The organism is Pseudomonadales bacterium, assembly GCA_024234435.1.
GTDB lineage: Bacteria > Pseudomonadota > Gammaproteobacteria > Pseudomonadales > Porticoccaceae > JACKOF01.
On sequence record JACKOF010000002.1, the window covers coordinates 498,335 to 520,744 of the forward strand.

At 51.0% G+C, this 22,410-nt stretch carries 26 protein-coding genes; 10 read left to right on the forward strand and 16 right to left on the reverse strand.

What is annotated here, in order from left to right:
* Positions 1–7 precede the first annotated feature (7 nt).
* The 5 genes from flhA to H7A02_12340 all read left to right on the forward strand — a co-directional run bounded on the left by flhA (position 8) and on the right by H7A02_12340 (position 5,131).
* Positions 8–2,107 carry a flagellar biosynthesis protein FlhA gene (gene flhA, locus H7A02_12320; protein MCP5173040.1) on the forward strand — a complete coding sequence of 700 codons (2,100 nt, stop codon included), beginning with the start codon at positions 8–10 and terminating at the stop codon, positions 2,105–2,107.
* A gap of 49 nt (positions 2,108–2,156) precedes the next feature.
* Positions 2,157–3,311 (forward strand): flagellar biosynthesis protein FlhF, encoded by a 1,155-nt coding sequence (gene flhF, locus H7A02_12325; GenBank protein MCP5173041.1) that lies wholly within the window; start codon positions 2,157–2,159, stop codon positions 3,309–3,311.
* Positions 3,312–3,318: 7 nt separating this feature from the next.
* Positions 3,319–4,173 (forward strand): MinD/ParA family protein, encoded by an 855-nt coding sequence (locus H7A02_12330; protein MCP5173042.1) that lies wholly within the window; start codon positions 3,319–3,321, stop codon positions 4,171–4,173.
* A gap of 10 nt (positions 4,174–4,183) precedes the next feature.
* On the forward strand, positions 4,184–4,888 hold the full coding sequence (locus tag H7A02_12335) for an RNA polymerase sigma factor FliA (protein MCP5173043.1): 705 nt from the start codon (positions 4,184–4,186) through the stop codon (positions 4,886–4,888).
* Positions 4,889–4,957: 69 nt separating this feature from the next.
* On the forward strand, positions 4,958–5,131 hold the full coding sequence (locus H7A02_12340) for a hypothetical protein (GenBank protein MCP5173044.1): 174 nt from the start codon (positions 4,958–4,960) through the stop codon (positions 5,129–5,131).
* Between the two features lie 22 nt (positions 5,132–5,153).
* On the opposite strand, the gene H7A02_12345 is transcribed toward H7A02_12340, so the two are convergent.
* The 4 genes from H7A02_12345 to H7A02_12360 all read right to left on the reverse strand — a co-directional run bounded on the left by H7A02_12345 (position 5,154) and on the right by H7A02_12360 (position 8,395).
* Positions 5,154–5,762, reverse strand: coding sequence for a PilZ domain-containing protein (locus H7A02_12345; protein ID MCP5173045.1), 609 nt, complete (start codon positions 5,760–5,762; stop codon positions 5,154–5,156).
* Positions 5,763–5,765: 3 nt separating this feature from the next.
* On the reverse strand, positions 5,766–6,758 hold the full coding sequence (locus H7A02_12350; protein ID MCP5173046.1) for a flagellar motor protein MotB: 993 nt from the start codon (positions 6,756–6,758) through the stop codon (positions 5,766–5,768).
* A complete protein-coding gene (gene pomA / locus H7A02_12355; protein ID MCP5173047.1) occupies positions 6,758–7,534 on the reverse strand; it encodes a flagellar motor protein PomA in 777 nt (258 codons plus the stop codon). The genes H7A02_12350 and pomA overlap by 1 nt, the downstream gene beginning before the upstream one ends.
* Before the next feature lie 117 nt (positions 7,535–7,651).
* Positions 7,652–8,395 (reverse strand): SPOR domain-containing protein, encoded by a 744-nt coding sequence (locus H7A02_12360; protein ID MCP5173048.1) that lies wholly within the window; start codon positions 8,393–8,395, stop codon positions 7,652–7,654.
* A gap of 65 nt (positions 8,396–8,460) precedes the next feature.
* Here H7A02_12360 and H7A02_12365 point away from each other — a divergent pair, with 65 nt between their 5' ends.
* The 3 genes from H7A02_12365 to H7A02_12375 all read left to right on the forward strand — a co-directional run bounded on the left by H7A02_12365 (position 8,461) and on the right by H7A02_12375 (position 11,525).
* Positions 8,461–9,579 (forward strand): flagellar hook-length control protein FliK, encoded by a 1,119-nt coding sequence (locus tag H7A02_12365; protein ID MCP5173049.1) that lies wholly within the window; start codon positions 8,461–8,463, stop codon positions 9,577–9,579.
* Complete coding sequence (locus H7A02_12370) at positions 9,576–9,857, forward strand: EscU/YscU/HrcU family type III secretion system export apparatus switch protein (GenBank protein MCP5173050.1); 282 nt, start codon at positions 9,576–9,578, stop codon at positions 9,855–9,857. Before H7A02_12365 ends, H7A02_12370 begins: the two co-directional genes overlap by 4 nt.
* A 123-nt stretch (positions 9,858–9,980) precedes the next feature.
* Complete coding sequence (locus H7A02_12375; protein MCP5173051.1) at positions 9,981–11,525, forward strand: diguanylate cyclase; 1,545 nt, start codon at positions 9,981–9,983, stop codon at positions 11,523–11,525.
* On the opposite strand, the gene rdgB is transcribed toward H7A02_12375, so the two are convergent.
* The 8 genes from rdgB to H7A02_12415 all read right to left on the reverse strand — a co-directional run bounded on the left by rdgB (position 11,452) and on the right by H7A02_12415 (position 16,996).
* Positions 11,452–12,066: an RdgB/HAM1 family non-canonical purine NTP pyrophosphatase gene (rdgB, locus tag H7A02_12380; GenBank protein MCP5173052.1), complete on the reverse strand. Its 615-nt coding sequence runs from the start codon at positions 12,064–12,066 to the stop codon at positions 11,452–11,454. The two genes, H7A02_12375 and rdgB, sit on opposite strands and share 74 nt — an antisense overlap.
* A gap of 35 nt (positions 12,067–12,101) precedes the next feature.
* Entirely contained in the window at positions 12,102–12,563 is a 462-nt protein-coding gene (locus tag H7A02_12385) for a DUF4426 domain-containing protein (protein ID MCP5173053.1), read from the reverse strand.
* Positions 12,564–12,599: 36 nt separating this feature from the next.
* The gene (gene metW, locus H7A02_12390; protein ID MCP5173054.1) at positions 12,600–13,190 is read right to left on the reverse strand and encodes a methionine biosynthesis protein MetW; all 591 of its coding nucleotides are present in this window, start codon (positions 13,188–13,190) and stop codon (positions 12,600–12,602) included.
* Positions 13,191–13,192: 2 nt separating this feature from the next.
* Positions 13,193–14,386 (reverse strand): homoserine O-acetyltransferase, encoded by a 1,194-nt coding sequence (locus H7A02_12395; GenBank protein ID MCP5173055.1) that lies wholly within the window; start codon positions 14,384–14,386, stop codon positions 13,193–13,195.
* 115 nt (positions 14,387–14,501) lie between these two features.
* On the reverse strand, positions 14,502–14,792 hold the full coding sequence (locus tag H7A02_12400) for a YggU family protein (protein MCP5173056.1): 291 nt from the start codon (positions 14,790–14,792) through the stop codon (positions 14,502–14,504).
* A gap of 29 nt (positions 14,793–14,821) precedes the next feature.
* On the reverse strand, positions 14,822–15,409 hold the full coding sequence (locus H7A02_12405; GenBank protein MCP5173057.1) for a YggT family protein: 588 nt from the start codon (positions 15,407–15,409) through the stop codon (positions 14,822–14,824).
* A 9-nt stretch (positions 15,410–15,418) separates the two neighbouring features.
* Positions 15,419–16,240 carry a pyrroline-5-carboxylate reductase gene (locus tag H7A02_12410; protein ID MCP5173058.1) on the reverse strand — a complete coding sequence of 274 codons (822 nt, stop codon included), beginning with the start codon at positions 16,238–16,240 and terminating at the stop codon, positions 15,419–15,421.
* Between the two features lie 60 nt (positions 16,241–16,300).
* Positions 16,301–16,996 carry a YggS family pyridoxal phosphate-dependent enzyme gene (locus H7A02_12415; protein MCP5173059.1) on the reverse strand — a complete coding sequence of 232 codons (696 nt, stop codon included), beginning with the start codon at positions 16,994–16,996 and terminating at the stop codon, positions 16,301–16,303.
* A 112-nt stretch (positions 16,997–17,108) separates the two neighbouring features.
* Here H7A02_12415 and H7A02_12420 point away from each other — a divergent pair, with 112 nt between their 5' ends.
* Together H7A02_12420 and H7A02_12425 are read left to right on the forward strand one after the other, a co-directional pair.
* Positions 17,109–18,143 (forward strand): type IV pilus twitching motility protein PilT, encoded by a 1,035-nt coding sequence (locus H7A02_12420; protein MCP5173060.1) that lies wholly within the window; start codon positions 17,109–17,111, stop codon positions 18,141–18,143.
* A gap of 62 nt (positions 18,144–18,205) precedes the next feature.
* Positions 18,206–19,348 carry a PilT/PilU family type 4a pilus ATPase gene (locus H7A02_12425; GenBank protein MCP5173061.1) on the forward strand — a complete coding sequence of 381 codons (1,143 nt, stop codon included), beginning with the start codon at positions 18,206–18,208 and terminating at the stop codon, positions 19,346–19,348.
* Between the two features lie 20 nt (positions 19,349–19,368).
* On the opposite strand, the gene ruvX is transcribed toward H7A02_12425, so the two are convergent.
* From ruvX to gshB, 4 genes are all read right to left on the reverse strand, one after another.
* Positions 19,369–19,809 carry a Holliday junction resolvase RuvX gene (ruvX, locus tag H7A02_12430; GenBank protein ID MCP5173062.1) on the reverse strand — a complete coding sequence of 147 codons (441 nt, stop codon included), beginning with the start codon at positions 19,807–19,809 and terminating at the stop codon, positions 19,369–19,371.
* Entirely contained in the window at positions 19,802–20,380 is a 579-nt protein-coding gene (locus H7A02_12435; GenBank protein MCP5173063.1) for a YqgE/AlgH family protein, read from the reverse strand. The genes ruvX and H7A02_12435 overlap by 8 nt, the downstream gene beginning before the upstream one ends.
* A gap of 69 nt (positions 20,381–20,449) precedes the next feature.
* Entirely contained in the window at positions 20,450–21,319 is an 870-nt protein-coding gene (locus H7A02_12440) for an energy transducer TonB (protein ID MCP5173064.1), read from the reverse strand.
* Positions 21,320–21,321: 2 nt separating this feature from the next.
* A complete protein-coding gene (gene gshB, locus H7A02_12445) occupies positions 21,322–22,290 on the reverse strand; it encodes a glutathione synthase (protein MCP5173065.1) in 969 nt (322 codons plus the stop codon).
* Positions 22,291–22,410 lie beyond the last annotated feature (120 nt).

The window sequence follows — 22,410 nt, forward strand, 5'->3', positions numbered from 1 at the left end:
GAAATAGATGGCTAACAATCCAGCTGCGGACAGTACGACAGCTCCGGGAGGGTTTAATTTTTCCGTTCTCTCGGGAATGGGCACCCCTGTGCTGATGTTCCTGATGTTGATCATGATGGTGCTGCCGCTGCCGCCTTTTGCACTGGATTTAATGTTCACCTTCAATATCGCTCTGGCAATGATCGTGTTATTGGCGTCAGTGTATTCAGATCGCCCTCTGGATTTTGCAATGTTTCCAACGGTGTTGCTGATTGCAACATTGCTCCGCCTGGCGCTGAACGTGGCCAGTACCCGGGTAGTTCTGCTTGAGGGTCATGGGGGTACGGGTGCGGCAGGGCGAGTGATTCAGGCGTTCGGTGAATTTGTGGTTGGCGGCAGTTACACCGTTGGAATCGTGGTATTTGCGATTCTGGTGATTATCAATTTTGTGGTGGTGACCAAGGGTGCTGGCCGTATTTCGGAAGTAACTGCACGTTTTACTCTGGATGCCATGCCCGGCAAGCAGATGGCCATTGATGCGGATCTTAATGCGGGCCTGATTACTCAGGAAGAAGCGTTGCGGCGTCGCGATGATGTTTCCAGAGAGTCTGATTTTTATGGCGCGATGGATGGTGCCAGTAAGTTCGTGCGCGGTGATGCCGTCGCCGGGATCCTGATTCTGTTCATTAATATCATTGGCGGTTTTTCGGTTGGGGTGTTGCAGCACAACCTGAGTGCAGGCGAGGCAGCTCACAACTATGTGTTGTTGACGATAGGTGATGGCCTGGTGGCGCAGATTCCATCGCTGCTGCTGTCAACGGCGGCTGCGATTATTGTGACACGAGTATCAGGCTCCCAGAATATGGGAGATGCTGTGATCACACAGCTGTTTAGCAATCCCAGGGTGTTGTTTATTGCGGGAGGATTGATTGGCATTATGGGATTGGTGCCTGGAATGCCGAATTTGGTGTTTCTTACCCTGGCGGCGGCAATGTGTGCTCTGGGGTATCTTCAGCACCAGAAACAACAGGTTGAGTTATTGCCGGTTGAGCCGGAGCCGACAGAACGGCCTGCGGAACCAAAAGATTTGAGCTGGGATGATGTCACTCCGGTTGATGAGATTGGACTGGAAGTCGGTTACCGGTTGATATCGCTGGTGGACAAGAAACAGGGTGGTGAATTGCTGGGCCGGATCAAGGGGGTCCGCAAAAAGCTGTCTCAGGAATTGGGTTTTCTGATTCATTCCGTTCACATCCGGGATAACCTCGATCTGTCGCCGAATGAATACCGCATCAGCTTTCATGATGTTGCGGTTGGTCAGGGAGAAGTTTTTCCCGGCAAGGAGCTGGCCATTAATCCTGGACAAGTTCATGGTCAGCTGGATGGCGTGGCAACCAAGGATCCGACATTTGGTCTTGATGCCGTCTGGGTCGATACTTCTCAGCGTGACGATGCTCAGGCTATGGGCTACACCGTGGTGGATTGCGGTACGGTGGTCGCCACCCATCTCAGTCAGCTCATTAAAAACTATGCCCACGAGCTGATTGGTCAGGACGCTGTGCAGCAGTTGCTGGACAAACTTGCCCAGTCGTCACCCAAGCTGGTGGAGAATCTGGTGCCCAAGCTGCTGGGTCTGGGTGAGGTAACCAAGGTTATGCAAAATCTTCTGGAGGAAGGTATTCCCATCCGCGATGTCCGAACAATAGCCGAAGCTTTGGCGGAGCATGGTGCGAAGAGTCAGGATACTGACACTTTGACCAGTCAGGTGAGGATCGCGCTTGGGCGGGTAATCTTCCAGACAGTCAATGGTGTCGGGGGTGAGATGTCTGTTATGACGCTAGACTCACAATTGGAACAGATCTTGCAAAGTGCTATACAGGGAGTGCCTGGCGGCTTGGAGCCATCCCTGATTGAGAGTGTGATCAATCAGATTGTGCAGGCCTCGGCAAAGATAGAGGCTGAGGCTAAAGCGCCGGTGTTACTGGTGGCGAGTGGTATTCGCCGGTTCCTGTCGAGGCTGTTGGGAGGCAGGATGGAGAGTCTCTATATTCTTGCTTATGAAGAGATCCCGGCAGACAAGAATATTAAGGTGGTGGCAACCATCGGGAGTGGCCAGCCGCAGTTATGAGGCGGGCTTTGAAGGGTAACAGAATTTGGAATAGTGGGAAGGTTGGGTAATGAAAATTAAACGTTTCCTGAGCAAGGACAGTCGCAGCGCAATGGCGCAAGTGCGGGCAGAAATGGGGCCGGATGCGGTGATACTGTCCAATAAAAAAATTGACGGGCAGATTGAGCTGGTCGCAGCGATGGACTTTGATGAGCACGCACTGCGGGAGAAAGCGGCAGCAGAAGCAGCTGTGCCCCTGAGTGTGGATGAGTCACGAAAGTCCGACGAGAGTCCAACACTCAATGAATTACAGCGTGAACTGGGCAAGCTGAGAAGTATGCTGGAAGGCGAGTTATCCCAGCTGGCCTGGCGAGAAATGGCGGGGCAGCCGTCGGTGAAAGCAGCGCTCTATAACCGGCTGATCAAACTGGGTCTTTCCCGCTCGCTTTGTGGTGCAATCGTGGACAAATTACCTGCCAAGGGCGACCTGGAACAAATCTGGAAAAAGGCGCTGGCCATACTTGCCCGGCAAGTATCGGTGATTTCCGGGGATAGTCTGTTGAATGAAGGTGGTATTTTGGCTCTGGTAGGTTCTACCGGGGTTGGCAAGACAACGACGATCGCCAAGCTGGCTGCACGCTTTGTCCTGCGGCATGGCAATAAACAGGTCGCGCTTATTACCACGGACCGCTACCGCATTGGTGGTCAGGAGCAGCTGCAAACCTTTGCGAATTACCTCAGCATCCCGATGATCGTGGCAACCGACACGGCCCAACTGAAAGCTGCGCTTGATGAGCTGTCTTCAAGAAAGCTGGTGTTGATTGATACGGCAGGTATGAGTCAGCGGGATGTTCGGCTCTATGAGCAATTCAGAACGCTCAATTCAGTGGGTTACGATATTGATACTTATGTTGTGTTGTCTGCTACAGCACAAAACGGCGCTATTAACGAGGTGATCAAGGTCTTTGGCAAGGATGCTTTGGCCGGAGCCATGATCTCCAAGATCGATGAGTCAGTTGAGCTGGGTGGGGTGCTGGATGCGGTTATTAAAAACCGCCTTAAGCTGGGGTATTTCAGTATTGGCCAGCGAGTGCCGGAAGATCTGTTGCCGGCCAGGGTGGAGTACCTGATTGCCAAAGCGCTGGAGGTGTCTGAAATTAAAGCTTCAATTGGCGAAAAAAACAGTCACAATAGGTTGTCAGAAAATCATTCATTAGCGGTATAAAATATCAATGATTAACCAGGCTCAGGGGCTTCAACAACTATCGACACCATCCCCCATCAACGTTATTGCTGTGACAAGTGGCAAGGGTGGGGTTGGCAAGACTAATGTTTCGGTAAACCTGGCAGTCAGTCTTGCTGCTCAGGGACAGTCGGTTATTTTATTTGATGCCGATTTGGGGTTGGCCAATGTGGATATTGCTTTGGGCTTAAAGCCTGAATATGACATTCGCCATGTTTTGTCTGGTGAGCGAACGCTGGAAGAGATTCTGCTGGAAGGGCCGAATGGGGTCAAAATAGTACCTGCGTCATCAGGTGTATCTGAAATGGCTAATTTGGCACCCGAGCAGCAGGCCGGTCTGGTTCGTGCCTTCAGTGAGCTGACGCTGCCTGTGGATACTCTGATTGTAGATACTGGTGCGGGTATAGAGCCAGCCGTGCTGACTTTTGCCAGTGCCTGCCAGGAAATTATTGTGGTGATTTGTGATGAGCCAACTTCGATCACCGATGCCTACGCCTTGATCAAGGTGCTCAACAGGGATTGTGGCGTGCAGCGCTTTCAGGTGCTTGCCAACATGGTGGACGATGAAGCGCAGGGGCGCCAGTTATTTGAAAAAATAAGCCGGGTTGCGGATCGCTTTCTCGATATTCATTTGGGTTATGTGGGGGCGATTCCCCGTGACGACTTCCTGCGAAAGGCTGTACAGCAGCAAAACCCGGTTGTGCAGTCCTACCCGCGCAGTCGGTCAGCAAAGGCTCTGGTGGCACTTGCCAAAACGGTAGAAAAGCAATTCTCTCCTCAGCAGAGTACGGGCGGGCTGGGATTCTTTGTTGAACGATTGATTGAAAACGGGCGTATTGGATAGGGATCCGGCCATGAGTGGAGTGGCGGCTTATACCGAAAGCCAGCGAAAAGATTTGAATTCGGTTGTCGATGATTACCTTCCTTTGGTCAAGAAAATTGCCCTGCATCTGATCGCCAGATTACCCGCTCATGTTGAACTGGATGATTTACTGCAAGTAGGTTTGCTGGGCTTATTGCAGGCCAAAGACAGTTACGATGCTTCCCAGGGGGCCAGTTTTGGGACTTATGCGAGCTTTCGTATTAAGGGGGCAATGCTGGATGAGGTGCGCCGCAATGACTGGGCTCCCCGCTCTGTTCAGAGAAAGATGAAGGACGTGTCTCAGGCCATCAGGCAACTGGAAGGGCGTCTGGGTCGGTCGGTTACCGATGCTGAAATTGCCGCTGAACTGAATCTGTCGCTTGACGAATATTATCAAGTATCCCGCGATTTGGCCTGCAGTCGCCTGGTCTCTCTTGATGAGCTTGACGACCCCGCGCTGGAGGGGGGTGACGACCCTTTCTCGAGGATAGAGGGTGAGGGCTTCAGAAGTGCATTGATGGAAAGCATTCAATTATTGCCAGAAAAAGAAATGCTGATGATGTCACTGTACTACACTGATGGCTTGAACCTGAAAGAAGTTGGCGAGGTGCTTGGTGTATCCGAATCCCGGGTGTCACAGATTCATGGTCAGGCGCTGGCGCGTATTCGAACCAGGCTCAGTGAGTGGGTAGCGTAGCAGGGGGTTGATGCAATACACTGAAAAGGTGTGGACTTCCGTTTAAGGCTGCTTAGATTGGAGGGTGTAATGGTAGACTCAATTCGGCCAGGCAGTATCAGTGCTGTGACCAAAACCAGACCTGTAACGCCAGGCAAAACAGAAAAGACAAAAGATCAGTCCCGGCAGAAAAAAGGTAAAAGGGAAAACAAAAAAAGTACTGAGTCTCCGCGGCCCGGCATGCATATTGACGAGCACTGTTAGTGAATGCAGGGCAGTAAAATGTTCAATCAGATTTGTCTGTAGGCGTTGCTTTTTTCGGGTGGGGTAACGCTTCTGAGCGGTGCAGCTGGGCATACTCTTTTTGTACAATATGCTGAATTAACTGCTCCTGAGTAGCGCCATTATTTTCTTCAAATGCTACTCTCAGCCAGAAAGGTTTTTTCTGGTCGGTCTTATTCTCTTCACAGCCAACGATCTGTCCGGTTAATTCCAGTTTTATATTGGATGGCTTCAGGGTCAAGGTAAGCAGCAGGCGTGTGCCGGTGGGCACACGCTCGCCGCATTTAAACGCGATGCCACTGCCGCTGATATTCACCATCAACAGATCATCATCAGCAAGCGTCTGTTGATCACCATTGATGGCATGCCCGGCTACAATGGCCAGTTTTCGGTTCAACAGACCCATTGAGCGGGCTGCTGTCGGGTTTTCCTGCCAGAGAATGTTGGTAAGCTGATTAAATTCACGATCAATTTCTGCCAGCAAGGTCACAACCGAGTTGCCAAGATCATTGGGGTTGGTTATTCCGGGGTCATCTTCGGAGATCACTTTGTAGGATAAGCCAACCAGATCGTTGATCCGGTAGTAGCTTCTTTTTTCTGTTTTGAATTCCATGAGTCAAGGTGCCTGTTGTTGGTCGGGCTCTATCTCTGTAACAGTATCTTCGGCAGTGTTTTTAATATCGGGTTCAACCGTAGTATCCGGAGACGGTTCAATTATCAGGGGCTCGTTTGTCGGGGCTTCACCGTTTTCTTCCAGAGACTGCCGGATAACGATTTCTACTCGGCGGTTCTGTGCCCGGTTTTCTGGCGTGTCGTTTGGTTTGAATGGTTTTGTGTCCGCGTAGCCTGTAACAACAAACCGGTGATCATCAATCATATTACCCTTGAATAGTTCGTGTGCGACGGACAGCGCCCTGGATGAAGATAAATCCCAGTTGGATTTCAGTTTGCTGCTGACAACCGGCACGTTATCGGTGTGGCCTTCAACAGCAATCTGTCCTCGTATTTCTAATAATGATGCTCTTAGTTTGTCAATAACCGGAGCAAAATCCGGGTTCAGGATTGCCCGTCCAGAGGGGAACGAAGCTTTTTCACGAATGCGAATGGTGATGGTCTGGCCCTCGGATTCAATATCAATATTGCCGTTGCCGATTTCTTCATCCAGCGCCTCGCGTAGTTTTTCGGCATCTTTTGCAGTATCCGCAAACAGGGCTCTCAGCCGTTCGGCTAGCAACTTACTGTCTTTGAGTGCTTTGAGATCCTTGTCGTCGAGTTCGGGTGCTTCCGGGTTGCCCACGGCCAACGAGGGTTTGGTGATTTCGGTGGTGAACTGGTTGATAGTCTTGATCTGGGTGGGCTGCGGTTTGCCGGGGCTGAATTCCCTGGCGATAACACTGGTGCCTTTAGGTATATCTTTTACGTTCAGTTTGTTTTGAACACCAAAGGCATTTCTCATTGAGCCAGAGAGCTGTTTGTACTTCAGCACATCCATCTCGGAAAAAGACAGAAGTAACACGAAGAAGCACATTAGCAGTGACATCAGGTCTGCAAATGTGGCCATCCATGCTGGAGCCCCTGCTGGCCCGTCGTCTTCTTCTATTTCGATCATCAGGCAGCCTCTGCAGCGCCATCACTATCATCTTTGCGCTTTTTCGGTTCCAGATAAGCTTTCAGCATGGATTCAATAATTCGCGGGTTTTGTCCCTGCTGAATGGCTAATATGCCATCAATGCACATTGACTTGATGCGACCTTCTTCCGCTTTTCGAAGGTTAAGTTTGTCTGCGATTGGCAGTGCCACCATGTTGGCGAGCATGGCGCCGTAAAGGGTGGTCAGCAGGGCTACGGCCATTGCCGGGCCAATAGCTTTCGGGTCATCCATGGCTGAGAGCATTTGCACGAGGCCAATCAATGTGCCTATCATACCCATCGCCGGAGCGACATCGCCTGTGGCGGAAAACACCTTGGCCCCCCAGTTGTGGCGGTCTATGGTCTGTTGCATTTCCTTTGTCATGACCGCATTTATCACTTCGCGGTCACTGCCATCAACCAGCATTTGCACGCCATCGTTGAGGAATGCGTTACCGATTTCCTCATTCTCCAGTGCCAGCATGCCCTCCTTGCGGGCTATGTTGGCGAGGTTGACGATTTGCTCAATGAGGTCTTCCGGGCTTTCCAGTTTGAAGATAAAGGCTCTCACTGCGACGCCAAAGGCACCCAAAAACTGGCCGATGGTGAACTTGATCATCACCACCATCATGGTACCGCCGAGCACGATAAGAATGGATGGAACATTAACGAAAACCAGCGCAGAGCCGCCAAAAAGAATGGCCGCCAAAACGATGCCTATTGCGCCGACCATGCCCAGTAATGTTGCCAGATCCATAGGTGTTCCTTTGTTCTAATTTCTATCAGTGAAAAATATAAAGTCTGCTAGCAGCGTAGCGGCCCATTTTGGGCTCCAGCCAGGACTCTGTAAACCCCGGAAAAGAAGAAATGGGTGCTATTCTTCTTTCCAGGCCCAAAGTCCGTTAAGGTTAGTCTTCTTCATAATTTCACCGGCAGTATTTTCAGCGGCATCCCGATCTGTAAATCCCGGAATCTGAACGCGGTAAACCGTATTGCCATCTAACAGGAGACTGGTGATAACGGCAGTGTATCCTAGTGACTTAATCTGCTGTTGCAGGTTTTGTGCTGCCTTCTTGCTGGAGAAGGTGCCAAGGTTAACAAACCAGCGTTTTGCAGGGGTGGGTGCAGCAGGTGTCAGTGCGGTAGTGAGTGCTTTGCCCTGGGTTGGTTGGGCGTTGGCAAGTTTTTCGGTCACTTCGTGGTGACTGGCCACAAGCAGCGATGTGGTTTCGGCAAGCTGGGTGCGGACCTGGTCGAGTTGTTGTTGCAGGCTAACCAGTTGCGCGGATATTTCTTTCAGTTCCGGAAGGTCGGGTTTTAATATTTCTGGTTTGACGGTATTGGCTGCCGCTATGGTGTTGGCTGTCGCTATAAGGGCTTCGGATACATCGTTTTGCGCAGAGAGTTTAAAGCCAACCCAGAAAAGGGCCCCTATAATAATCAGCATAAGCGTGACAGAAACAAGGGGAATTGTTTTTAATGACGAAACCATCCGGGGTGCACTGTCTACAATCGGGTCAGGCTGCATGTCTGATTCGGATCGTTGGTGAGTGAACGCGGTGGTTGGCGTTTGTATCAGGTTACTATCCAGTGAGAGGTTGAGGTCTTTGTCTACCATGCCGATTTCCTGATATTACAAAATACAGGTTAAAGTAATGCACAAAACATGCCGATAGAAATCTTATGGAAGAACTTCAGTTAGCTTTGACGGCAACCCGGGTTGAGCAAAAAAATTTCGGCCTGTGGTTAAAGTCCTGGCAAGTAGGGCAGGTGTTGCAGGCGCTGGTGACAGACAAATCACCGGCGGGCAATCTGGTGCTGCGAATAGGAGGACACCAGATAACGGCTACAGCCGATATACCTGTGCAGAAAGGCGCCGTGTTGATGCTGGAAGTGCAGGGGCTAAAGCCGGTGCCAACCCTGAAAGTAACCGGCAGTTTTGTTGATAGCCATGTCGCGCAGAATGTGACGGCTAAAAACAGCATCGTTGACGGGCAGTTGCAGCTGCTGGTGCCGCGTCAGGGGAGCGTCGCTGTCCCACTGACATCTTTGCTGGATCCTGTTCAAGGTGCCAAAATATTGGCGCAGCTGGGCCTGAGAAGCGATGCTCTTGAACAGCTCAAGCGGAGCCTGAATCGTTTTGAAGGACTTTCGAATCCCGGTGCGCTGCAAAAAGCGCTGCAGCAATCAGGTTTTTTTCTTGAATCCCAGTTGAGGCAGCTGGTCTTATCGGGTGGTTATCTTCCTGAAGGTGATATCAAGGCCGAGCTGCTCAGGATACTTGATAGGGTTAACCGAAAGATTGGTGCGAAATCCGGGGATACAGAGGAGGAGCTGGATGCGCTGTTTTTACTGAAAGAACGCTTGGAGAGTGGCCTTGCCGGTATCACGCTGCAGCAGGTGGCATCGTTCAAGCGCAATGAAGGTGGTCATCAGGGCTGGTTTTTTGAAATTCCTTACAGAACCGATGACGGGGTAGAGACATTAACAATTTTGATTGAACGCGACAATGCAAGCCTTGACGAGCACGAGGATCGACAGGACTGGAAGGTATTGCTGAGTCTGGAGCTAAAGCCATTGGGCGAGATGCAGGCCGAGCTGTTTTTGCGAGGCAAAAGAATTTCTGTGGTCATTTATTCAGAGCAGGAAAAGACTGCGCAGCTTGTCAATTCTCAACTGGACGCCCTTAAGCTTGGATTGGAGAGCAGAGGGCTTGAAGTTTCCGTGCTGCGCTGCCAGTCAGGTATTCGGGATGTAAAAAAAGAAGAAAGTATTTATCGATGTCTGGATGAAACGGCATGAACAACAAGTCGGTAACAAAAAAACAGCGAGCAGCGGCACTTCGTTATTCTGGTGTGGGTGCTCCGCGAGTCATTGCCAAGGGGGAGGGTGCAACAGCTGAAAAAATAAGCGAGATTGCCGAACGTTATGAGATTCCCCTTATTCAGGATGCCAGTCTGACCAGTCTGCTAAGTACAGTCCCGTTAGGCGATGAAATTCCTGAAAACCTTTATCTGGCTGTGGCAGAAGTTCTTGCCCACGTATACCGAATTAGCGGTATGATTGATTCCTACGAGTGAATACCTATAATTGCACAAATTACAGACAAACTATAACAAACCCGGCAGATAGGCGGGCATAAGTACCGTATTGATCGATAATTTGACAATAAGGAATATTGTCATTTCAGGCAGAGGTAAAACATGAGCCGTGAAGATGCTCTTCGTAAACTGGCGATTCGCCTAAGTCATCTGGCAGAAGGTTCCGATCCGGGATTGCCGCCATTACTCGATAAGCTGAGACTTGCCGTTCGTCAGGGTGCCGACGAAGTGGTGTTGAATCGTTTCGGTGAAGTGCTGGCAAAGAAAATGGCCGCACTTGAAACAGCGCCACCTGCTACTGAGGTGGTCGAGACAACCTCGTTGGGAACCATGGCGGCAGAGTTTTCAGAGAGCATAAAATCGCTCAATGTTGACCAGGAATACCACCCTGAATTGATGAATCTGGCAGACAGTCTGGTGGTGAATAATGATCTGAATCAGCAGCTTGTCTCCTTAAAGGAAATTTTTAAAGTGCTGCGGCTTGCCACAGACAACAGCCGCAAGCCGGTTACTGGTGGTGAAGCGGTGGCCGGGCCTGCCGAGCTTGAGCCGTTTCTGGATAAAACGGCAACACTGCTCGGCAATGTGTTGGAACACATTAATTTACTTAAGGGCGACACGACTGAAACCAGCAGGTTGGTTGAACAGCTGGCGTCATCGGCATCTCTTGACTCAGTAGAGGGCGTGCTGGATGAAGTGTTGAATCTGCTCGTCAGTCTTGGTGAACTGATTAGTGAAGAACGCACCACAGCGCAAACTTTTCTGGGTGGATTGCGAGAGCAGCTGCACAGTGTTGAAGAGGTTATTTTTTCAGTTCTGTCTGATGGCGACGGTTCTCTGGAAAGAGCCGCCAGTCTCGAACGTCAGGTTAGCAATGATGTGGAAGAGATGGGGAAGGCTGTTGAAGAAACCGATCTCGATGCGCTTAAGCGGACGGTAGAAAAGGGATTGGAAAACCTGTCGTCCAAGGTTGCGGACTATCTTGCCGAGGAGAAGGAGCACCATCTTCGCAATAAAACCAAGGTCAAGAATCTGACGCGTAAAGTACGGGAAATGGAGGCTGAGGCCGCCAACCTGAGGGGTGAGATAAAAACCAAGCAGGATCTGGCTGTCAAAGATCCTTTGACCGGCGTCTATAACAGGGCCGGTTATGAGGAGCGAGTGGCGGAGGAGTTCTCCCGCCGGGCCCGTGTTGAAATGCCGTTGTCGATGGTGTTTATTGACTGCAACAAGTTTAAGGAAATCAACGATACTTTCGGCCATAACGCCGGAGATGTTGTACTGATGAAAGTTGCAGAGACACTGAAGAAAAGAGCCAGGTCCTCAGATGTAGTCTGTCGTTACGGTGGTGATGAGTTTGTTGTGTTGTTGCCTGATACACCCCTTGAGGGTGCCAAGGTTTTTGCAGAAGCCTGTTGTGAAAGAATTCTGGAAGCAGGCTTTAACAATAATGGTCAGCCTCTGGATGTGTCCATTTCGTGCGGGGTGACAGAGATTACGGATTCCGATAATTCTGAAACCGCATTGAAGCGCGCAGATGAAGCGATGTATAAAGCGAAAAAATTAACCGGGGTTAAGGTTGCTGTACTTGTTGATCAGTCGAAAGTGAATTTAACAACAGCTGAATTGCTTTTCCCCGATGACTGATAGCGTTTTTCTCGTCTTTCATGAGTTCGGCCGAGCGACAGTTTTTTTCTGCCACCACGAATAAAGGGTCGTACCCGAAACCATTTTTTCCTTGGGTGTCAAAAGCGATTCGGCCTTCCCATGTGCCCTGACAGATCAGTGGGGTTGGGTCTTTTGCATGACGCAAATAAACCAGCAGGCATTGAAACCGCGCGCTTCGGTTGCTTTCAGGAACATCCTTTAACAGCGCCAGCAGTTTGCGGTTATTATCGTCATCGCTGGCATCGGCACCTGCAAACCGCGCCGAGTAAATGCCGGGGGCGCCTGCCAGCGCGTCCACTTCCAGTCCCGAGTCATCTGCAATTGCCGGAAGCCCGGTTAACCCGGAAGCGTGGCGTGCCTTGATGATGGCGTTCTCGACGAAACTCAGCCCTGTTTCGGCAGCATCCTCAATATCAAAAGCTGATTGGGGTACCACCTCCAGTCCCTTGTTCGAAAGCAGCTGCTGAAACTCTTTGAGTTTGCCGGGATTGCCGCTGGCGAGAACGACTTTATTGCTCATTAGATTGCTGCTGTGCAGTCAGTCGACTGCTGATCTTATTCTTCATGATAAAAAGTGCGCTGAAACGAAATGAATTCTGTCGTCGTGCCGGATGCCGGGCGGACTTCGATTTTAAAGGTCAAGGGGTCTTCGTTTTCAAACTCGAAAGGCGCCAGGTAATAAACAGCATTTTGTTCGCGCACCTCGAGAAATTCCAGAAATTGCTGCTGTGCAAAGATATTGGAGACATAACCGCTGACTTGTGCCGTTTTACCGCTTGTTTCGCCATCTGGAACTACCGCAATGTTGACTATGCCCTTGTCTTTGCCCCGAACAATTTTATAGATACTGGCAATTTCCGGCTGGATAAAGCTGCTGTTGAATGCGCTGTAAAAAATTTTGTAGCCGTTAACCTGTTTGTAGGCGGTGTCGTTAGCTTGTGTGGTAACCGCCAGCAGGGAAAGCAGCGACAGTAGTAGTATGTGTCGGTGTAAACGGAGCAGGCAAAAAATGTTCATTGATATGACCTCCGGTCATGAAGATATTGGTTCGGCCTACATTGTTAGATGATAAATGGCTGTTTCACTGAACAGGTTAGGCCACAATCTCTTGATTTTCCTGCTGAGTGTTCGCTCAGAAACAAACTGCCGGTTAAGAATGTGAATATTCTTGTCCGAGCAAAGCTTCTCAAAGTCGCGTACCGTGCAAAAGTGAATATTGGGCGTGTCATACCATTGGTAAGCTAATTGCCGGGTGACCGGCATTCTGCCTCGCAATGTCAGATACAGGCGAGTGTGCCAGTTGCCAAAATTAGGGAATGTGACAATACACTCCTTGCCAATGCGCAGCATCTCGTCCAGTACGATGTGCGGTTGTCTCATCACTTGCAGAGCCTGCGTCATCACAACGGTATCGAAGCTCTTATCGGCAAAGCGGGAGAGCCCTTCATCGATATCGGTTTCGATGACATTTACCCCTCGTGACACACAGGTGGTTATCTGGTGCGGGTCAATTTCGAGTCCGTAGCCTTCTACTTGCAAATCTTTCTGCAGACTCTCAAGAAGAGTGCCATCGCCGCAGCCAAGGTCCAGTACCCGGCTGCCGGGCTTGATCCAGCCGCGGATGATTTCCAGGTCATTGCGGATGCTCATAGGGATGCCTCCAGCGCTATGGAAGTGTGACGATCTTCCGGTGCGATTTCTTTTGTTATTCTGTCAAGGTATGCAGACAGCAGTGCTTCATAGCGCTGGTTGGGGAGCAAAAAGGCATCGTGACCCATGTTGGACTCTATGGCGCCATAACAGACGTCTTTGTTGGCGGCAATCAATGCGTCGACAATTTCCTGTGATCGACTGGGGGAAAAGCGCCAGTCGCTGGAAAAGGAAACCACCAGAAATTTGCAGGTGGCTCTGGCGAAAGCGGCGGCAGCGTTGTCATCGTATTCCCTGGCCAGGTCGAAATAATCCAGAGCCTTGGTCATGAGCAGGTACGTGTTGGCGTCGAAATTGCCGGAAAATGCTTCGCCTTGGTGTTTCAGATACCCTTCGACCTTGAACTCGACGGGTGTTGTAATACCTTGCTGAAAGCTGCCCGACTCTAGTTCACGACCGAACTTGCTGCCCATGGCTTCATCAGAAAGGTAAGTGATATGACCGATCATTCTTGCCAGCGCCAAACCGTTTCGGGGCGATACATTTTCACGCAAGTATTGCCCTTCCCGAAAGTCGGGATCGGAGGTGATGGCCTGGCGTGCCAATTGATTGAAGGCGATATTTTGCGCGGTCAGTTTCATTGCCGCAGCAATGACAATGCAATGGCGCAACCGGTTTGGGTATTCCAGAGACCAGCGCATGGCCTGCATGCCTCCCAGACTGCCGCCAATCACCGCAGCCCAGCAATCGATACCCAGATGGTCGGCGAGCATGGCCTGACTGTTAACCCAGTCGCGGGCGCGCAGTGGTGGAAAATCCGGACCCCAGGGCTCGCCGGTTTCAGGGTTGATCGAGCGCGGCCCGGTACTGCCATGACAGCCGCCAATGTTGTTGAGTGAGACAACAAAAAAACGGCTGGTATCAATGGGTTTGCCAGGGCCAATGTAGAAGTCCCACCAGCCGGGCTTTCGATCATCTTCGCTGTGATAGCCTGCTGCATGGTGATGGCCACTGAGCGCATGACAAATCAGAATGGCATTGCTGCGGTCTTCATTGAGCTGGCCATAAGTCTCGACCATTAATTCGAAACCGGGCAGTGTGCGCCCGCAGGTCAGCGGCAATGGCTGATCAAAAGTGATTAACTCTGGCGTCACAATGCCGACGGAGTCGGCTGGAATGGTTTTTGGCATTCGGGTGGTTAGCTCGCCTTGCGTTTTAAAGTTTGATTGTGAAGAAGATCCGGGAAGTCTAAAGATGGCCAGTGATGAGTGCAACAGCTGTTACCAGAGGTTTCTTTGTCTTTCTCTACAGAGACAGCGATATTAGGGCCTGTTCCGGAAGGCAAGCCGGGTTTTCAATCAGCAGTGTTTTTCGGCGACCGGTCTCTCCATGGGTAATCGTGATGTTCTGTCTGCTGACACCAAACCATTTGCTGCATAACTTAATGAGTTGCTGGTTGGCTTTGCCATCGACAGGCGCAGAGGTAATAGCGATTTTTAAATACTGATGATGAACCCCGATGATTTCATTACGCGAGGCACGAGGCTGTATCTGGCATCGCAAGATCAGGTTTTCGTCGCGCCACTGATAGTGCATGATTTGTTGTTGCTGGCAATCGCTCTTCGTTAGATCCCCGGAACAACCGCCGCTGGCAGCAACATAGAGTGTGCCAGAGCATTAACAAACCGTTGCAGCATACCAATCACCAGAAACATGAAAATGGGTGACAGGTCGAGCCCTCCCAGAGGGGGAATCAGTCGGCGGAAGGGAGCGGTAACCGGTTCTATTATCTGGTAAAGCAGGGCAATTGCCGGGTGGTTGTTATAGGGCGCTACCCAGCTGAGGATAATAACGGCCAGCAGTCCGTAAAAATAAATATTCAGAACCAGAGAGATAATGCCCAGTACAGACCAGCTGATGGCATGCCCCGGGTGGATAATGGATGCCCCGTTGATTGTGGCAGTAAGCTGGATTACCAGCCACTGAACCAGAATCGCGAGTACCAGTGTGGCACCATCAAAAGTGCGGTAGGTGGGTAATAATTTGCGAATGGGACGGCTGGGGATATGCGTAGCCTTGATGACAAACTGTGAAATGGGGTTCTGGAAATCCGCCCGCAAAAGTTGTAACAGAAAGCGCAGCATAACTATAAGCAGGTAAACGCTGCCTAAAGTTTGCACGAGATAAGTGCCTGCTTGAGCAAAAGCATTCATAATTCAGTCCTATCGGGTCATTTCTTTGGCCATTTCCTCTGCGCGGGCAACGCAGTCTTTCATGGCCTGGCGGAAAATATCTTCTAATTTACTGTTCTGCAAGCTCTGTATGGCTCGCTCTGTGGTGCCTGCGGGTGATGTGACTCTGCGTCGCAATTCGGCGGTATCAACATCGCTGTCCAGCGCCATACGGGCTGCGCCAAGTGCTGTTTGTAACGTCAGCTGGCGAGCTGTTTCGGCCTCAAGTCCCAGCTCAACACCCACTTTTTCCATAATTTCCATCACCAGAAAATAGTAGGCAGGACCGCTGCCCGAAACCGCTGTCACAGCATCAATAGCGGCTTCTTTGTCGACCCATTGTGCCAAGCCAACGGCTCTGAGAATATCTTCAGCGACCTGTTTTTGTTTCTCATCAACCAGGTCGTTGGCGAACAAACCTGTGGCGCCTTGCCGCAGCAATGCGGGTGTGTTGGGCATGCAGCGAACAATGGGAATTTTGTCGCCAAGCCATTCCTGCAGCGCGCTGACAGGGATGCCGGCAGCAATAGAAATGACCAGAGGGTGGTGGATCAATGCTGGTGCCAACTCAAGGGCGACCTGCTTTAGTATCTGTGGTTTCACCGCAAGAATAACCACGGAAGCATCGGTAATGGCCTGATGGTTATCTGTGGTTGTATTGACACCGTATTTACTGGCCAGCCGCTGCCGGTTTTCAGCCAATGGGTCGCTGATGGTGATGGCGCTAGGTGCAAAGCCTGTCTGGATGAGTCCGCCGGTCAGGCTGGTGGCCATATTGCCGCCGCCGATAAAAGCCAGATTGGTGTTGCTCAAAATAAATCCCCTGTTGATGGTTGGTTCGGTTTGCTTCTGTCCCGCTGGTTTTTCTGCACGTTATTGACGCAGCCCAAAAATATCAGTACCTATCCGGACCAGTGTTGAGCCCTCTTCAACTGCCACTTCCAGATCGGCAGACATGCCCATCGATAGTGTATCCAATGTTGCCAGTTCGGGGCAGAGAGATTGTAACTGCTTTAGCAGCTGGTTGAGCTTTGCAAAAGCCGCGTGTTGCTGCTCAGGCCCGTTCGCTGCGCTGGGAATCGTCATCAGGCCGCGCAATTTTATTGCAGGCAGCCGGGTTACGGCGACAGCCAGCTCGGCCGTTTCTTTTTCATCCACACCGGCTTTGTTGGGTTCATGATCGATATTGACTTGCAGGCAGACATTCAACGGTGGCAAGCCGATAGGTCGCTGCCGACTGATTCTCTCGGCAATGCTGATTCTGTCGATAGTGTGAAGCCAGTCAAAGTTTTCGGCAATTTTGCGGGTTTTATTGCTCTGCACGGGCCCGATAAAATGCCACTCTATGTCCGGGATGTCGGCGAGTTCATCCTGTTTTTGCAGGGCCTCTTGAAGGTAGTTCTCGCCGAAGTGGCGCTGGCCGTGATGATAAGCTTGCCTGATGGCCGCAGAGCTTTGTTTTTTACTCACGGCCAGAAGTGTAATATCTGCCGGATTACGGTCGGATTTTTTTGCTGCAGATTGGATTCGTTCGGAAATTGAGTTGATATTTCTGGCGATATTCGACATATACTTAGCAACAGGTTTTAATAATCTGATGAAGAGTGGCAATTAAACTCGTTATTCCGAATCAATAGTACCGCTAAACGATAAAAATCAAAGTCAGGAATGGGATAAGTTCATGGATATTACCGAACTGCTTGCCTTCAGTGTTAAACAGGGATCTTCGGATTTGCATCTTTCAGCAGGTCTGCCTCCAATGATCCGTATTGATGGCGATGTCCGCCGTGTCAACTTGCCGGCAATGGAGCACAAGCAGGTACACAGTCTGATCTACGAGATCATGAATGACAAGCAGCGTAGGGATTTTGAGGAATTTCTGGAGACGGATTTTTCCTTTGAGGTTCCCGGAGTTGCCCGTTTTCGGGTTAATGCGTTTAATCAAGATCGTGGTGCTGCCGCCGTCTTTCGGACGATCCCTTCAAGAGTCTTGACGCTCGAAGATCTGGGTTTCGGGCAGATATTCAAGGATCTCTCCATGTTGCCTCGCGGCTTGGTGCTGGTAACCGGGCCTACCGGTTCGGGCAAGTCAACGACACTGGCGGCAATGGTTGATTATGTCAATGAGAACCGCTATCAGCATATTTTAACCATTGAAGATCCTATCGAGTTTGTTCATGAAAGCAAAAAGTGCCTGATGAACCAGCGCGAGGTGCACCGGGATACTCACGGTTTTGCCGAGGCACTGCGCTCGGCGCTGCGGGAGGACCCGGACGTGATTCTGGTGGGCGAGCTGCGGGATCTGGAAACTATCCGATTGGCGCTGACGGCGTCGGAAACGGGCCACCTGGTTTTTGGTACCCTGCATACATCTTCTGCTGCGAAAACAATTGACCGGGTGGTGGATGTGTTCCCCGCAGCAGAAAAAGCGATGGTGCGATCCATGTTGTCCGAATCACTACAGGCTGTTATTGCCCAGACGCTGATGAAAAAGATTGGCGGAGGTCGTATAGCTGCTCATGAGATCATGGTGGGAACCCCTGCTATCCGCAATCTGATCAGGGAAGACAAAGTAGCGCAAATGTATTCAGCGATACAGACCGGTGCCCAGCAGGGGATGCAGACCATGGATCAGTGTTTGCACCGTTTGTTACAGCAGAAAGTGATCACTCGCGAGCAAGCCCGTGAGAAGGCCAAGATTCCAGAGGATTTTTGATGTCTCGGTGATAGTCGTTGTCAGAAGATTTTGTGTGCTGAAGTAGTTAGCAGGAGAGGATAATGGATTTCGACAAATTACTTAATTTGATGGTAGAGAAAAAAGCCTCTGACCTTTTTGTGACGGTTGGCGTGCCTCCCAGCATCAAGGTGAATGGGCAGATTCTGCCGGTAGGTAAAACAGCTCTTGAGCACTCACAGGCCCGCGCAATTGTTGAAAGCGTGATGGATGAAGATCAAAAGAATGATTTTCGTCGCACAAAAGAGCTTAACTTTGCTATCAGTCGAAAAGGGGTAGGCCGGTTTCGGGTGAGTGCGTTCTATCAGCGCAACGAGGTTGGCATGGTCTTGCGCCGTATCGAGACGATCATCCCAACGGTTGAGGATTTACTGTTGCCGCCGATTCTGAACGAGCTGGTGATGACCAAACGCGGCATCATTATCTTTGTCGGTGCGACCGGGACGGGTAAATCGACATCGCTGGCTGCGATGATTGGTCACCGCAACCGGAATAGCAAAGGGCATATTATCTCCATTGAAGACCCGATTGAGTTCGTGCATCGTCACGAGGGGTGTATTGTCACTCAACGGGAAGTGGGGGTGGATACCGAATCATTTGACGTGGCTCTGCGCAATACTCTCCGGCAGGCCCCGGATGTCATTCTGATTGGCGAGATCAGGACGCCGGAAACCATGGAGCATGCCATTACGTTTGCTGAAACGGGGCATCTGGTGCTGGCAACACTGCATGCCAATAATGCCAACCAGGCGCTTGATCGCATTCAGCACTTTTTCCCGTCAGAAAGACAAGGCCAGTTATGGATGGATTTGTCGTTAAACCTGAAAGCAATGATTGCACAGCAACTGGTGCCGGTTGCAGATGGCACTGGTCGCCGTGCGGCGATTGAGATTTTGGTAAACACTCCGCTGGTTCAGGATATGATTCGCAAGGGTGAAGTACACAAGTTGAAAGAGTTGATGACCCGGTCAACCGAGCACGGCATGCAAACATTCGACCAGGCGCTCTTCAAACTTTACGATGAAGGGCTGATTACATACGAAGACGCTATTTTGCATGCGGACTCGAAAAACGACTTACGTTTGTTGATCAAACTGAAATCCGAAACGGATTCCAGCTATCTCGCGCATGCTGCAGACGAGCTGTCCGTCGAAGAGGACAGGGGTGATGCGATAAGTCGTTTCTAGGACTGCGGCTGTTTTTGCGCTCAGACCGGTTTGCCGGCCGTTGGATCTTGCAGCCAGCTTTCAAGAATCAGGCTGGCAGCGGTATCATCAATAGGGTTGTTCAGGAAATCATGGTGCTGCCCTGTTTGCTGTTTTGCTTCAAAGCTTGAAAGCCTCTCATCCATCATTTCGACTGCGATTCCGAACCTGCCGTGCAGTCGGCGGGCAAACTTTCGAGCTCGGGCGCAAAAAGGACTCTCGCTGCCATCCATGTTCAGCGGCAGGCCGACGAGTACTTTTTGAGGTTGCCACTCATCCAGCAATTGCGATATCTGGTTCCAGTCCGGTATGCCATTTTGTGCTTTCAAAACGTTCAGCGGGCGGGCGCTGTTGGTGAGTGTCTGGCCAATGGCAACACCTATCTGGCCAGTGCCGAAATCAAACGCCAGCAGTGTCAGCGGTTTGGCGTGCAATTCAGGCATGCCCGGCAGTACTGCCAAACTGATGGAGGTTGACGCCTATGGTTGCGGCTGCGGCGTGGGCTCGGTCCTCAATAGCTGTGTCGAACAATATTTCGGCTTTGGCGGGCACTGCCAGCCAGGCATTTGTGCCGAGCTCGGCTTCCAGTTGACCCGCTTCCCAGCCTGCGTAACCCAGAGTAATGAGTGAATCCTCGGGACCCTTGTCGTTGGCGATGTCTTCAATGATATCTCTGGATGAGGTCAGGTGGATATCGGGTGAAATTTTCTGGGTGGCTTCCCAGTCTTTTTGCTGGGGCCGATGAAGGACGAAGCCGCGATTGACTTGCACTGGGCCACCCGAGAGCAAGGGTAGCTTGCCTGCGGGCTCGCTGTAGTTCAGTTCAAACTGTTCAAATATCTGGTTCAGAGAGATATCAAGAGGCTGGTTGACAACCAGCCCCATTGCTCCGTAACGGGTGTGTTCACACAAGTAGATAACGGTGTTTGCGAAGACCGGGTCGTGCAAACCGGGTGTGGCAATCAGGAAGTGCCCCTGCAAACTGATGGTTGTATCGCGAGTTTTGTCGTTCATACTCGAAGTATTGGGTCTGTGGTTCCATAACTCAAGAGGGGGCGAGCCGTTATCCTGATGTTGTGATACTCAGTTTTCGGTGTGCAGGGTGTGACCCTGCTCAAACCGCCAGGTGCGGATGATTTCAAGTTTGTCCCAATCGCGCATTTCTGCGGGAAGTGGTGAAAATGGCGATGCCATTCGTACAATGCGAATAGCGGCCTGGTCCAGAACGCGCTGGCCTGAGCTGAGAAGTATTTCGACATTTTCCACGGTGCCGTCAGGCAGCAGGGTGACCGCAAGGCGCAGGTCGCCGTAGAGTTTTTTGCGGCGGGCCTCCTGGGGGTAGTTCTGGTTACCAACGGTCTCCACATGGTTGATCCAGTAATGCAGGTAAGCGGCTTCGGATGCCGCCTTTGTGCTGGCGGTAGTCAGACGACGTGTGCGAGGTAGCCTGCTGTACTGTTTTTGCTGATCGCTCAGTTGTGCTTTCAGGCTCGATATTTGTTGCAGCATTGCCGGAGGCAGGGGCACCGAAGGAGAATCCAGAGGCTCCTTTTGTTGATCGCGATTGCTGCTGTCGTCAGCCGTAGATTTGGTGGTCAGAGTAGACAGGCCTAGTTCGCGCTGCTGTAACAGTTGTGGCGCTGCTGCCTGAAGCTTTTTTTGTTCTATATCCGGAGCTGCATCCGGCTGCTTGCTGGTGATTTCGGTAAAGGCTTGTTCGCTGCCGCTGCCCTTTTGATTAAATTGGGCCAGGAAGTCTGCCTGTTCGTTGCTGGTGTCTGATTTGTGTTGAGCAAGCGTGATTTCGAGAGAGACCGGAGCCTGCTTCTGTTCCAGCAGCTTAAAGCCTATTCCGAAAATGACCATGGCATGTGCAGCGATGGCAATGAATATGGAGAAGCCCAGTCGGTCATTGTGGTTTTCGCTGCGAGTATTCGGGAATACAGTTGCCATCGTTACAGGTTTTCGGCGAGAGGTTGCGCAAGCTTGCGATCGATTGCTGCCAGCAGCATATTGGCTATGCCGGGTGACTGAGCTTTTTCTATCTCCTGCAAACAGGTTGGACTGGTGACATTAATTTCGGTCAAATAATCGCCAATGACATCAAGGCCTACAAAAATCAGGCCTTTTTCTTTTAACACAGGCCCAACTTGGGCAGCGATCCAGCGGTCTTTTTCGCTGAGAGGTTGCACAACACCTTTGCCTCCGGCTGCAAGGTTACCCCGGGTTTCCCCTTTTGCCGGAATTCTGGCCAGGCAATAGGGCACAGGTTCGCCGTCGATCATCAGTATGCGCTTGTCTCCATTGCTGATATCGGGAATAAATTTCTGCGCCATAATGGTCGTTGCGCCGTGATTGGTCAGTGTTTCAATGATGACATTGAGGTTGGGGTCATCGGGGTTTATTTTGAAGACAGCGGTACCTCCCATGCCATCCAGTGGTTTCATCACCACGGTGCCATGCTGTTGATGAAACTCTTTTAGCATTTTTGCATTGCGGCTGACCAGCAGCGGAGGGCAACAGTCGGGAAATTCGGTAGCGAATACTTTTTCGTTACAGTCCCGTAAGCTATCAGGTTTATTGACGACTAAAGTGCCGAGCCGTTCGGCGGCCTCAAGAATGTAGGTTGAATAGATATATTCACTATCAAAAGGGGGGTCCTTTCGCATCAGCATAACGGCGAGTTCAGCAAGCGGCATCAGTGTCGGTTCGCCGAGATCGAACCAGTGTTCGTGGTTGTCGTGTACAGTAAGCTGGCGGGCCATGCCGCAGGGCACACCATTTTGCAGGGCCAGGTCCTGCTGTTCAAAGTAATAAAGCTGCCAGCCCTTCGCCTGAGCCGCGATAAGGAGTGCGAGTGTGGTGTCCTTTTTGAAATTGATATCCTGAATAGGGTCCATTACCACACCAAGTGTTCTCATCATAACTGTTACCTGTGTCACGCCTTTTCGGGCAAGTTGTTCTTAATATAGCGGTTCGGTTCGTTTGCTCCGAGAGGCTACGTTAAGGGCTTCAGGCTGATAAGACAACCGATTCGGTCGAAC